Genomic DNA, 12,640 nt, shown 5'->3' on the forward strand with positions numbered 1-12,640 from the left:
GGACAGGTCTTGTGGGGTGAAACCGGACATTCATCTCCCTGCGGTCCGATTCCCTGCGGACTCAAGCGGAGCCCACATTACCAGATATGTCGGATGATGTAGAGATCGCGTCTAACGCCAGGCGCAGGGGGCGATTCCGGGTAGCGCTCAGTCGGAGTAGTAGCCCCGGCCGTAGCGTCCATATTCGCCGTAGCCCATCTTCTCCATTCCTGCGAGGTCGATCTGGGTCAGCACGAGGCCCGAGACCTTGACGCGCGCGGTTTCCAGCAGGCGCAGACCTTCGCGCACGGCGGAGCGGGGGGTGTCGTTCCACTTCACCGAATAGAGGACGGCATCGACCTTCTGGGCGATGACGCGGCTGTCGGGAACGGCGAGGACGGGGGCCGTGTCGATGACGACCACATCGTAGCGCGCCCGCATGTCGGAAAGGAACTGCGCGAAGCGGTCCGACTGGAAGGTGTCGACCGGGTTCACGTTGCTCTTCTCGCCGATCAGGACGTCGACGCGACCGAGCTGCGGGCTGTGCTGGATGACCTCGCCCAGCTCGGCCTCGCCCGACAGCACCGAGATCAGCCCGAACCCGTCGGTGAAACCGAGCTTCTGCGCGAAGATGCGGCGGCGGACGTCGCACTCGATGAGCAGGACGGTCTTGCCCAGACTGGCGAAGTTCTGCGCCAGGGCGAGCGATTGGGTCGTCTTGCCTTCGCCGGGCAGGGACGAGGTCGACATGATCACCTTCGGCGGCGTGTCGAGATTGGACAGCATCACGCTCGTGCGCAGATTGCGGAACGCCTCGGCCAGCCGCGAGGTCGGCTTCTCGGCGAGATAGTCGAGCATTGCCTTGCGGGACTTGATCTTCACGCGCGGCAGCTGGCCCATGACGGTGACGCCGGTCTGCGCCTCGAGTTGTTCGGCCGAGCGGTAGCCGGTCTGGCGCTGTTCCCGGAAGATCAGCGCGCCCGCGCCGGCCATCATCCCGAGAATCGCCGACAGCGCGAGGATCAGGGGCTTGCGGGGGCTCGTGGGATTGATCGGAACCACGGCGGAACTGAGGATCCTCGCATCGGCCTGCTGGATGCCCTGCTGGACGGCGGTCTCGCGCAGGCGGTTCTGGAAGTAGTCGAAGAGAAGCTGCGCCTGCTCGACCGCGCGCTCCAATCCTTGGCGTTGCAACAGCGCCTCGGACTGGGCCGCGAGCTGCGCTTCGAGCTCGGCCAGCGATACGCGCAGGGCCCGAGCCTGCGCCACGTTGCGCCGGTCGCCGCTCCGCGCCGTCTCGACCAGCTGGATGCTGCGTGCGCGCAAGGCATCGGCACTGGGCGCGTCGAGCGACATGATCCGGGCCAGCGCGCGGTCGCCGGTGAGCTCGAGGATGCGGGCGAAATCCTCGGCGTCGAGCGCGGCCTGCAGCGTCTCGGCCACGCCTTCGTCCGCGTCCGTCGCGCCGTCCATCCCGGTGATGCGCGTGCGCAGGTCGGCGATCTGTCGGTTGAGCGCCGCGACCTCCTCGGGGGTGACGAGTTCGGAGACGGCGGTGAAGGCGGTCAGCTCGTCCTGCACGGCCTCGAGCTCGGCGCCTTGCTCGGCGACCTTCTCGCTCAGCCAGGCGGTGGCGCGGGCCGTCGCCTCGAACTTCACCTCGATCTGTTCGAGAATGTAGAGATCGGCCAACGCGTTGGCGATCTCCGTCGCGGTGGCGGCGCTTTCGGAGCGGACGGAGATGCGAAAGACGAGCGAATTGCGGATATTGGTGATCGACAGCGCGTCCAGCACCGCGTTGATCGTCCGGTTGCGGATCTGCTCCTCGGTCGGCGCCTCCATCGGCTCGGGCGCGAGCCACGGGACGACCGACGCGACGATCGACCCAAGTGACACGCCGTCCGGGCGCAGCGTCGCGTTGAACTCGGGATCGGTCGTCAGGTCGAGCCGATCCACGAGCTTGCCGATCAGGCCGCGCGACTGCAGCACCTCGATCTCGGTGTTGATGATCGACTGGTCCCCCGAGAGGCCCGACACGACGCTTTCGAAATCGACGACGGATTGCTCGCGGCTTTCGAGCGCGACCGTGGCGGCGGCGGTGTAGATCGGAACCGCGAGACGGAAGGCGTAGAGCCCGCCGACCGTGATCGCCAAAACGGTGGTCAGCACGACCCACCACTTCCCAAGCCAGATCGTCAGGAGTAGCTTTCCGAGACCGATGTCGTCATCATGCGCGGCCTCGACGGTCGAACTGATCGCGAGACTGTCATTCATGCCGGGACGACCATCGTAATTCGGTGTCTTACGCCTATGTCATAGGAACCGGCGCGCGGCAACGCAGCGAGCGGGCGTGACCCCGCCACCGCGTGAAACAGAGCCATGGATCCCATGCTGAAGACATTGAGCAAACGCTTCGGGCGCAGCGCCACCGGTTCGGTCTTCGAGGCCGCGCTGCGACCCGATGCCCGGACCTATGTCGTCGGGGACATCCACGGCCGGCTGGATCTTCTGCACGGCGCGCTGGCGTTTCTGGATGCCGATATCGCCGAGAACGGCCCCGATTGCGAAATCGTGTTCCTCGGGGATTACGTCGACCGGGGCGAGACCTCGGCGGGTGTGCTGACGCTTCTGCATGGGATCGAGGCGGCCTGCCCGGTCCCCGCGACCGTCCTGATGGGCAATCACGAGCGGATGATGCTGGATTTCATGGATCAGCCGGTCGTGGCCGGACGTCGCTGGCTGGTCAATGGAGGGCTCCAGACGGCGGCGAGCTTCGGCGTTGCAGGGCTAACCGACCGCGCCGGTCCGAAGGCCCTTGTCGCCGCGCGCGCCGCAATCGCCGATGCGATGCCCGACGGGATGCTGAGCTGGCTGGAGCGACTGCCCCTGATGCACCGGAGCGGCAATCTCGTCTGCCTTCATGCGGGGGCCGACCCGGACCTGCCGATTGACGCGCAGGACAAGGATACGCTGCTCTGGGGGCATCGCGCCTTCACGACGACGCCCCGGCGCGACGGTCTGTGGATCGCACATGGCCACCATATCGTCGAGACGCCGACCGTCACCGCCGGCCGGATCGCGGTCGATACGGGCGCATATCATTCGGGGCGTCTGACCGTCGGCATCCTCGACACCGACCGGATCGACTTTCACATCATCGGGGCCTGACGGCCGGCCGACTGCGGATCAGTCGTTGACCGCGTTCCCGACCGCGATGACCTGCGGCAGAAGCTGGCTGATGGCGCGGTTCCACCGGGTGATGGGCTGCTCGGCCAGGAATACGACGTCGCCGGGCCGCATCTGCATCCTCGTGGCGACCGTCAGGTTCGCGGCGTTGCGCGCGTCGAGATGCCACGCGGTGACGGCTCCCAGATCGGCCGGATCGCTGGCCGCCCGGAGCACGTAGATCTGGCCCGGATTGGCCGTCTGCGTCGTGAAGCCGCCATTGTCGTAGAGCGCGTCGGCCAGCGTCGCCTGCCGCCCGAAGGGCAAAAGGAACCGGCTGGGATTGTTCACCTCGCCCGTCAGGTAGACATAGTCGCGGTCGACGGCATCGAGCGCGATGCGGTCGCGGAAGTTGCCCCGTGCCTCCTCGAGATTGCCGCGGCGGATGCCGATCTGGGCCTGGAGCTCGTTCAGGGCCTGGTTGCGCTGACCGGCCCGGAAATTGGCGAGCTGGATCTGTTCTGCGAAATAGGCCTGCGCCTGATCGAGATCGAACTCGTCGCCGACGAAAACGCTGTCCCCCGCCAGAAGCGTCGTCTTCTGCAGCGCGGGGCGCTGGAGGTAGTCCGCGACGGGAATCTGGTAGAGCTGGCCGTCGCGGTAGATCCGCACCAGCGCGAAATCGAGATTGCCGGTCGCGATGCCGCCCGCCCCGGCCAGCGCCTCGTCCAGCGTCAGCTCGGTCAGGGTGACGGGCACGACGGTCGGCTGGGCGACGGCGCCGCCCACGGAGACGCGCTTGGAATTGAACTCGGCGACTTCGAGGCTGAAGGTCGGGTCGATATTGTTGGCGACAAGCGCCTGGAACAGCGCGTCCTCGGCGGCCGACAGTGTCAGGCCGGCGACGTCGACGCGGCCGATATCGGGGATGGCGATCGCACCGTCATCCTGCACGGTATAGCCCTGCCGCCGGTTGGACGCGGCCAGAAGACCCGACAGCTCCTCGACGGTGGACCCGGTCTGACGGGTGGCGAGCAGAAGGACGTCACCAACCCCGATCTCATAGGGGCCGCGGCTGACCTGCGGCGGCGCGATCAGCGACAGCTGGCCGGGTCGGACGGGCCGCGAGAGCGAGGCGGGTGGGACCGCACCGCCCCCTGCGCCGAGATTGCCGCCGCCGGCGGTCAGACCGAACACGGCGGGCACGGCACGGGGCGTGTAGGGCGCGCGGTTGGCGATCAGGGCGGATTCCGCGGTCAGAGGCAGGACGCGCACGCCGTCCGCGTCCCGGGGCACCGAGGGCGACTTGTAGACGACGCCACACCCCACGAGCGCGACGGTCAGAATCCCGGCAGCAAGCGTCTTGATCATTGCCGTATCCCCATCGTCCCGATTCTCGAATGCAACCGCTTGGTCCCAGACGAGGCCCATCGAAGCAAGGCCGCGCGGGTCGATCCCCGCGCGAAATCGGTCGCCTGTGGTTTCCGCATCCGGAGTCCGGGGGGATTCATGCAAAAAAGGGCCCGCATCCAAGATGCGGACCCTTAAAATGCCATCCGTCGCAGGGTCGACCCGCGGAGCCGGAGAATCAGGGGGTGCTGCTGGTCGCGTCGCTGCCGCCGCTGGAGGACGCGATGCCCGCGACGATCAGGATCGTGACGCCCGCGGCGATCAGACCGGCACCGCCGGTTCCGAGCCCGAGGCTCGTCGCCCCCTGAGTCGACTGGGTTGTGTCGACCGGCTTGATCTCCTGCGCGAAAGCACCGGTGGCGGCGACGGTCAGGGCCGCGGTGAGGGCGAGAATGCGCGTCATGATGCTCTCCGTTAAGACTGAAGTTGCGGTAATCCTACCGCGTTTTGCCTGTCGGTCCAAGGCGAAACGGCGCGGGGCACGGTCCGGCAGGGTCAGTTCACCCGTTCGATGCGGATATGGCCCTGGACCGGACCGGACCATTGCCGCGACGCGACGATGTTGCCGCCCCGGACCACGTAGTCGTTCTCGAAGGCGAGGCCGATGGCGTTGCAGGTCTCGGTGATCCGGTCGCCGGCGGGATGAATTCCGCAGGTGAAGCCCCGGCGGACGATGGCACCGGTGCCGTCCAGCCAGCTCATGGTGCGGGTGATGCGGGTGGTGCGGCCAGCGCGGATGGCGGCCGATGCCTCGGCCACGTCGGCGGCCATCAGGTCGAACCCGATACCGCGCGTCCCGACCAGCATGCCGTCCCGGAAGGCCAGCGTGCTGTCATCCTCGGTCAGGTAGGTCTCGGTCGCGCCGTTGACGGTGATCCGCTGCGGCAGGGACACGCCGCCGGTCCCCTCGACCTGGACGAGAAGCGTCGGCGCGGTGAGCGCGGCGCGCACCTCCGGCGTGAGCGCGGCGCGCACCTGCGCGACGGTCGCAGGAGGGGTGGCGTCTTCGCTGCCGCCGAGGCCCGCGCGGATCCGGTCCGTGACGATGCGGGTGACGCCGTCGCCCTCGGCCTGCCGGTTGCCGATGTTGCAGGCGGTCAGAACAGCCAGCAGCAGGACGGCGCGGATCACATGTCCAATCATCGCCAGAACCGCCCCCAGCTGCGGCGCAGGGCCGGATCGTGGTCCTCGCGCACCTGCTCGTAGAGCCGATTGTCGACCCGAAGGCGTGCGCCGCCATCCCGCAGGATGGGCTGGATCGTGCCGCGGGCCTTCCGGGTCGAGGCGTTGCCGGTGAAATGCGACAGCGGGATCGAGACGCGGATCCCCTTGTCGAAGGAGCCTTCGCCGAAATCACTGAACGACACGTCGGTCAGCGTGGCATAGGCGCCGACGCGCCAGCCGTTGCCGAAGGTGCGGTCGATCGACAGGGTCGCGCCGGTATCGCCCGCCAGATAGCGGCCCGCGTCGAGTTGGAAATCGAACCCGTTCGGGGCGCGCCAATAGGCCGAGGCGTGACCCGTCACGACATCGTAATCCTGCAGGTCGAACAGGTCGTCGAAGGCGCGCTGTCTTGCGTAGTTCAGCTCGACCCCGAGAGCGAGGCTGCTGGACGGCGGCTTCCACAAAAGCTCGGTCGAGACGCCCGCATAGGCGCGTTCGAGATAGCCCGCCGTGACGCGGCCATAGAGGTTCTCGCCGGGCCGGAACTGGTAGTTGCCGTAGAGCCGGGTCAGCGACAGGTCCTCGCGGGCGTAGAGGTTCGATTCCGACCGGACCCGCTGGATCACCGAGTTGGACGGGCGGGTCGCGTCGTCGCGATTGCCGATCAGTCGCTGGCGCAACGTCCCGGCGAGGCTGAGGCCCGGGGCGATGTCGTAGCGGGCGTCGAGCTCCGCCCCGAAATCCAGCCGCACCGGCGAGTCGGGGTCGAAATAGGACGCCTCGACATACGGCCCCAGCGCCCAGGTGAAGCGGGGATAGAGCTCGGGTGACCGGACGGCGCCGTCCCAAGCGTCCTCGGCACTGTCGAGTTCGGCGCGGACGTAGCTGCGCCAGCTCGCGTCCGGGTCGTTCTCGAGAAGCTCGATATCGGTGCGCGCGAGGGTCACGCCGACGGTGGGCGTGCCTTGCGAGGTCGGGACGATCTCGAACGTCTCGACCGAGGCGGGCAGGGTCCGGGTCATCACTCGTGCGGTGCGCCCGACCGCCTGCGCGGTCGAGTTCCAGCGGGTGTTGCGGATCAGGATCGTCGCCGAATTGCTGTCGAGCCGAAGCCCCTCGAGGACGATCCCGTCATTGGCGAGCGCGGTCTCGAGATTGCCGCGCAGGATGTCGGGCGCGTCCGCCTGCGCGGTCCAACCGAGATCGGCAGCGGCCCCCGGGGCGCGAACCAGAACGGCCTGCGGCGCGGGATCGAGCCCGCCATTGACGGCCGGGCGCTTGGCATTCAGCGCGAAGGTCACGCCGATGGCCGCGGTGTCGCCATGCAGGAGCGCGCCTTGCAGCCGAACGCCGGGTCGCAGGTTCCAGTCGACGCCGAAATTGATCGGTGTCCGACGTTCGAAATTTCCCGCCGCGGTTTCGGCGAAGGACGCATCGGAGGAATACTCGATCTTGAAGAGCAGGTCGTCGCTATGGGCGTAGGTCAGGCCGCCGAAGAGCGCGGCATCGCCGCGGAAGTACCGGCTGGCGTCGAAATTGCCCCCTTGGCCGAAATTGTTGGGCGGGCGGGTGTCGAAGCGTCCGTCGAACACGCCCAGCGGATTGTCGAAGGCGCCGACCCCCGCAAGGCGACCCCAGCCTATCCCCAGCGTGCCGGTCAGCCGATCGGTCAGGGACTTGGTCGCGACGACGTATTCGCTGGAATAGAGACCGGTCCCCACGAGGTCGTTGATGCCGATGGCGATGGCGGGGGTGATCCGACCCTCGTCCAGCACACGGTAGCGCAGGTCGAAGGACCGGTCGTAGGTCGTCGTCCCGCCGAGGCCGAGCCCGTCGATGCTGGCATAGCGAAACGTGCCCGAGAGGCGCGGCGTGATCTGGAACGTCAGCGACGTCCGGCCGGTGCCCGCGCCGTAGGACAGCGTCGCGGCAAGCTCGGCATCGGGCGCGCTCTGGGCGGTCGGCATCTCGATCAGGCCGGGCGCGCCGCCCAGCGTGTAGCTGACGGGCAGGAGCGCGGGCTCGATGCCCTGGCCGCCGACAGGACCGGCCACGGCGACCGTGCCGAGCAGGATCGCGGCCAACCTCGTTCTGCTCCGTGCCATGTCGTTCACCCACCTCTGCCAGCGACATGCCTACAGACGGCGCTCGGCCGCCTCAATGGCACGGCGGACGCGGGTCCGATTTTCGGGTGATGTGCAGCATTCACGCCATGAGGCGGGCGACATGGGCCCCGATCGCCATCGAGGACGTGAGACCGGGCGATTCCATCCCGAAAAGATGCACCAGCCCCGTCCGTCCGTGGTCGGCGGGGCCGCGGATCATGAAATCCGCCAGCGGCGCGCCGGGCGGCGTGATTCGGGGCCGGATGCCGCAGGTGTCGGGAACAAGCGCATCCTCGGGAAGACCGGGCCAGAACCGACGAATCGCGGTGGCGAAGGGGGCGGGATCGACATCGTTGCGGTAGTCGATGGCCGCGCCGTCGAGGAAATGCACCGACGGGCCGAACCGAACCTGCCCGCCGATGTCGCGCAGGCTGTGTACCCCGAGCGACGCGGCGTCGGGCGCGGGGTAGATCAGCCGCTCGAAGGGCGAGGCCGCGCCGCCGAGCGAGAAGTAGCAGGCCTTGACGTGGTTGCGGGTCGGGATGGCGATGCCGGGGTCGTCCATTGCCGCGGCCACGTCCCACGATCCCAGCCCGGCGGCGTTCACGAGGTTGTTGCAGGTCAGGCCGGTGCCGTCCGTGTCGCCGATCTCCAGCCGCCAGCCTTTGGGGTCCGAGGTCGCGCGCCGCAGGGGCGCATGGGTGGCGAAGGACGCGCCCGCGGCCTCGGCCTCGCCCTGAAGCGCGCGCATGAAGCCCGGTGCGTCGACGACCCCGGTGGACGGCGAGACCAGCGCCCCGAGGCACCTGAGCTCGGGTTCCAGGTCGGTCGCGGCCTCGCCGGAGATCAGGTGGAGGTCGTCCACGCCATTCGCATGGCCGCGGTCGTGGAGCACCTGCAGTTCGGCCAGTTGCCCCTCGGTCGTGGCCACGATCAGCTTGCCGCAGTTCAGGTGATCGACATGCCGCGTCGCGCAGAAGTCGTACATCATGCGCCGCCCTTCGACGCAGAGCCGCGCCTTCAGCGATCCGGGCGCGTAGTAGATGCCCGCGTGGATGACCTGGCTGTTGCGGGCGCTGGTGTGGTGATGGCCCGAGTCCTCGGCCTCCAGCACCAGCACCTCGTGGCCGGCCTGCGCCAGCGCGCGCGCGATCGCGGTGCCGATGACGCCTGCGCCGACGACGACGGTCTGGACATGGTCGGTCACGGCGCGGCGGGGGCAGGCAGGCCGTGCATCGCGACATTGACGCAGGCGACCTTGCCGGATGCGGCGGCGCGGTCCAGCGCCGCGTCGAGATCGGCGGCATCCGTGACGTGTTCGCCATGCCCGCCCAACGCCGCGACCGCCTCGTCGTAGCGCGCGCCGCTCAGATCGCAGCCGATGCCCCGATCCGACCCGAAGTCGCGCATCTGGATGACGTGCTCGGCGTTCCAGCGACGGTCGTTGCCGATCACGACCGTGAAGGCGGCGCCGGCCCGTGCCGCCGTTTCGAACTCGGCGAAATGGAAGCCGACCGTGCCGTCGCCGACCATGACGATGACCTGCGCGTCCGGCTGGGCCAAGGCCGCGGCGAGCCCGTAGCAGGGCCCGCCGCCGATCGCGCCCGAGATTCCGTTGACGATGCGCCGGGGGGCGGACGTATAGGCCTGCGCCCATTGCCCGAACTCGCCGCCGTCGCAGATGACGATGGTGTCGGGATGCGCGTCGATCCGACGCTGCACGGCGGCGCAGATCAGATCCGGCGTCAGACCATCCACATCGGGCCTGTCCGCACGGGCGGCGACCCGCGCAGCCAGGTTCGATTGCCAGTCGGAGGAGGGGTTGCCCCTGGCGGCGGCGATCAGCGCCGGGGCCGCGTCTCTCGGGTCGGCGGCATGGGTGGCGGCGCGGTCGCCCAGATTGCGATGGGCGCGCGCACGCTCTCCCTCGTCGGGCGTGACGACGTGCACGCGCGCATCGTCGGCGAAGGCGGACCCGGCGCCCAGCGTGAAGTCGACCCGCTTGCCGAGGCAGAGGACCATGTCCGCCTCGCCCAGCATCGCGCCGAAGCCGCCCAGCGCCGGGTCGCGCAGCCCGCGGGGACTTTCCATGCAGAGGACGGTGGCGCCGATCGCGTCGCCGAGCTGCCGGGCCAGTCCCGGCGCGCGCGTCTCCGACAGGACCGGGCCGGTCAGGATGACGGGGCGTGCGGCGGCGGCCATGTCGGCGGCGATGGCCTCGATCGCCTCGGGCGCCAAGACCATCATGTCGCGCGCGGTGGTCGGGACGGGCGCGTCGGTATTGGCGGAGAGCACGTCGAAGGGCAGGGCGAGATGGACGGGGCCGGGTCGCCCCGAGGCCGCGACGCGCATCGCTCGGGCGGTCGCCATGTCGAGGTCGTTCGCTCGAACCGGTCGGACCGAGAGCTTGGTCAGCGATGCGGTCAGCGCGGTCTGGTCCATCTCCTGAAACGCGCCGCGGCCGTCCTGCGCGACGGGCGAATCGCCCGACAGCAGAAGCACCGGCGTGTCGGATTCCCGCGCGCAGAGTAGCGGGCCGATGGCGTTCCCGAGGCCCGCGCCCGCCGTGACCAGTGCCACGCCGACCTCGCCGGTGATCTGGGCATGGGCTTCGGCCATGAAGACGGCCGCACCCTCGTGGCGGGTGTGGACGATCTCGATCCCCGCGCTGAGGCAGGCGTCGTAGACCGGCATGATCTGGTTGCCCGAGAGCGAGAAGATGCGCCGTACCCCGGCGGCCTTCAGCGTCTCGACCAGAAGGTCCGCACCCCTCATGCTGGTGTGCACTTCCGGCGCGTGGCCCGGAACCCGGCGCGCGCGATGGCGACCACGGTGATCGCGGTCAGCGCCCAGAACACCCAGGTGATCGGCCCCCGGAAGAGGATCGTCGGGTTCGAGCCTGACATCAGCATCGCCTGGCGGAAGTTGTCCTCGAGCAGCGGGCCGAGGATGAAGGCGATGAGGAAGGGGGCCGCGGGGATCTGGAAGCGGAGGAAGAAGAACCCGACCCAGCCCATCGCGAACATCACGCCCACGTCGAAGAGATTGTTGTTCACCGCGAACACGCCGTAGATGCAGAGCACCATCACCGCCGGGAAGAGCACGCCACGCGGGATGTCGGCCACGTAGCGGAAGGCGCGGATCGCGACCGAGCCCACCGCGAAGAGGAACACCGAGCTGACGATCAGGCCGATGAACAGCCCGTAGATGATGTCGACGTTCAGGATGAACATCATCGGGCCGGGCTGCAGGCCGTGGACCATGAACGCGCCCATGATGATCGCGGTGATGACATCGCCCGGCACACCAAGCGCCAGAAGCGGGATCAGCGTGGCACCCGCGACGCCGTTGTTGCCCGCCTCGGCGGCGGCGACGCCCTCGAGTTCGCCCTTGCCGAAATTGGCCTTGTTGGGCGATTTCCGCCGTGCTTCGGAGTAGCTGAGGAAGGCCGAGGGGGCCGCGCCGATGCCCGGAATGGACCCGAGGAAGACGCCGATGAAACTGCCCCGGACGATGGACTTGAAGCTCGCCGCGTACTCCTTGAGCGTCACCCAGTTCTGGCCCAGCGCGCGCGTCTGGCCGTCATGGGCGCGGGGGTTCCAGACCATCGACAGGATCTCGGGGATGGCGAAGAGGCCGATCAGCACGGCGATGAAGTTCAGCCCGCCCATCAGGTTCGGATCGCCGAAGGTGAAGCGGTTGGTGCCGTAGACGAGGTCGAGCCCGATCGTCGCCAGCAAAAGCCCCAGCAGCGCCGAGAGCGCGCCGCGCAGGAGGCTGTCGCCGGAGACGCCCGCGATGATCGTCAGCGAGAAGAGGATCAGCGTGAAGAATTCCGGCGGCCCGAAGGAAAGCGCGAAGCTCGCCAGCCAGCCCGCGAAGAGGATGAGCGCGAGGTTCGAGATGAGGTCGGCCGTGCAGGAGGCGTAGAGCGCCATCCCCAGCGCCTTGCCCGCCTTGCCCTGCTCGGCCAGCGGGTAGCCGTCGAGCACGGTGGCCGAGGAGGCTGGCGTGCCGGGCGTCTTGATGAGGATCGCGGGGATGGAGCCGCCGAAGATGCCGCCCTTGTAGACGCCCAGCAGCAGAAGGATGCCGGTGATCGGCTGCATCGCGAAGGTGAAGGGCAGGGTCAGGGCGACGGCCATGGTCGCCGACATGCCGGGGATGGCGCCACCGATGACCCCGATCACGACCCCGAGGCCGAGTGCGAGGAACGCCTCGACATTGCCGACGAGGGCGAGACCGGCCAGCAGGCTGTCGACGAAGCTCATGGCAGTCTCACGAAAAGGCCCTGCGGGATGGCGACGCCCGCGACCTTGGCGAAGAAGAGATAGAGGACGAGCGGCACCACCACCGCCGAGACGAGCGCCCAGACGGGATGTTTCGTGCGGACCAGAAGGGCGAGCGCCACGAAGGTCAGCATCGCCGTCCAGACGAGGCCGAGCCGGGGCAGGGCGAGGAACGTCAGGACCATGACCACCGCCGCGCCCGCAAGGCGAAGCATCGCCGTGCCGCGGTCCTCGACGTCCGAGGTCGGCGCGGGCCCGCGGGGCTGGCGCCAGGCGGTGGCGATCAGCGACAGGCCGATCAGCGCCGTCAGGATCGCCAGTGCGTTCGGCCAGAAGAGCGGCGACAGCACGATGTTGCGGACATTGGACGGCGAGGAGACCCAGACCGGGATCGCGTAGAACAGGAGAAGCGCCGCCACCGCGACGGCCCCGACGCCCAGCTGCATGTGCAATCGTCGATCGTGCAAACCGGCTCTCCCCTGGCATCGGTGCGGCGCGGCACGGATCGACCGTGCCGCGCCTCGCGTC

At 68.7% G+C, this 12,640-nt stretch carries 10 protein-coding genes; 1 reads left to right on the plus strand and 9 read right to left on the minus strand.

Going from position 1 to position 12,640, the window contains the following annotated elements; all coding sequences use genetic code 11:
- Positions 1-147: 147 nt before the first annotated feature.
- A complete protein-coding gene (locus Q0833_RS16765; protein ID WP_298437707.1) occupies positions 148-2,253 on the minus strand; it encodes a polysaccharide biosynthesis tyrosine autokinase in 2,106 nt (701 codons plus the stop codon).
- A 114-nt stretch (positions 2,254-2,367) separates the two neighbouring features.
- Here Q0833_RS16765 and Q0833_RS16770 point away from each other — a divergent pair, with 114 nt between their 5' ends.
- A complete protein-coding gene (locus Q0833_RS16770) occupies positions 2,368-3,147 on the plus strand; it encodes a metallophosphoesterase (protein WP_298437711.1) in 780 nt (259 codons plus the stop codon).
- 18 nt (positions 3,148-3,165) lie between these two features.
- Here Q0833_RS16770 and Q0833_RS16775 read toward each other — a convergent pair whose 3' ends face one another.
- From Q0833_RS16775 to Q0833_RS16810, 8 genes are all read right to left on the minus strand, one after another.
- Positions 3,166-4,515: a polysaccharide biosynthesis/export family protein gene (locus Q0833_RS16775; RefSeq protein WP_298437714.1), complete on the minus strand. Its 1,350-nt coding sequence runs from the start codon at positions 4,513-4,515 to the stop codon at positions 3,166-3,168.
- Between the two features lie 217 nt (positions 4,516-4,732).
- Positions 4,733-4,957 carry a hypothetical protein gene (locus Q0833_RS16780; RefSeq protein WP_298437717.1) on the minus strand — a complete coding sequence of 75 codons (225 nt, stop codon included), beginning with the start codon at positions 4,955-4,957 and terminating at the stop codon, positions 4,733-4,735.
- Positions 4,958-5,049: 92 nt separating this feature from the next.
- The gene (locus Q0833_RS16785) at positions 5,050-5,697 is read right to left on the minus strand and encodes a YjbF family lipoprotein (RefSeq protein WP_298437719.1); all 648 of its coding nucleotides are present in this window, start codon (positions 5,695-5,697) and stop codon (positions 5,050-5,052) included.
- Positions 5,694-7,823, minus strand: coding sequence for a YjbH domain-containing protein (locus tag Q0833_RS16790; protein WP_298437722.1), 2,130 nt, complete (start codon positions 7,821-7,823; stop codon positions 5,694-5,696). The genes Q0833_RS16785 and Q0833_RS16790 overlap by 4 nt, the downstream gene beginning before the upstream one ends.
- Before the next feature lie 100 nt (positions 7,824-7,923).
- Positions 7,924-9,030, minus strand: a complete 1,107-nt coding sequence (locus tag Q0833_RS16795; protein WP_298437725.1) for an NAD(P)/FAD-dependent oxidoreductase — start codon at positions 9,028-9,030, stop codon at positions 7,924-7,926.
- Positions 9,027-10,598, minus strand: coding sequence for a thiamine pyrophosphate-binding protein (locus Q0833_RS16800; RefSeq protein ID WP_298437728.1), 1,572 nt, complete (start codon positions 10,596-10,598; stop codon positions 9,027-9,029). The genes Q0833_RS16795 and Q0833_RS16800 overlap by 4 nt, the downstream gene beginning before the upstream one ends.
- On the minus strand, positions 10,595-12,094 hold the full coding sequence (locus Q0833_RS16805; protein ID WP_298437732.1) for a tripartite tricarboxylate transporter permease: 1,500 nt from the start codon (positions 12,092-12,094) through the stop codon (positions 10,595-10,597). Before Q0833_RS16805 ends, Q0833_RS16800 begins: the two co-directional genes overlap by 4 nt.
- Positions 12,091-12,558: a tripartite tricarboxylate transporter TctB family protein gene (locus Q0833_RS16810; protein WP_298437735.1), complete on the minus strand. Its 468-nt coding sequence runs from the start codon at positions 12,556-12,558 to the stop codon at positions 12,091-12,093. Before Q0833_RS16810 ends, Q0833_RS16805 begins: the two co-directional genes overlap by 4 nt.
- Positions 12,559-12,640: the final 82 nt, after the last annotated feature.

This window comes from uncultured Jannaschia sp. (assembly GCF_947503795.1).
In the GTDB taxonomy this organism is placed as follows: Bacteria; Pseudomonadota; Alphaproteobacteria; order Rhodobacterales; family Rhodobacteraceae; genus Jannaschia.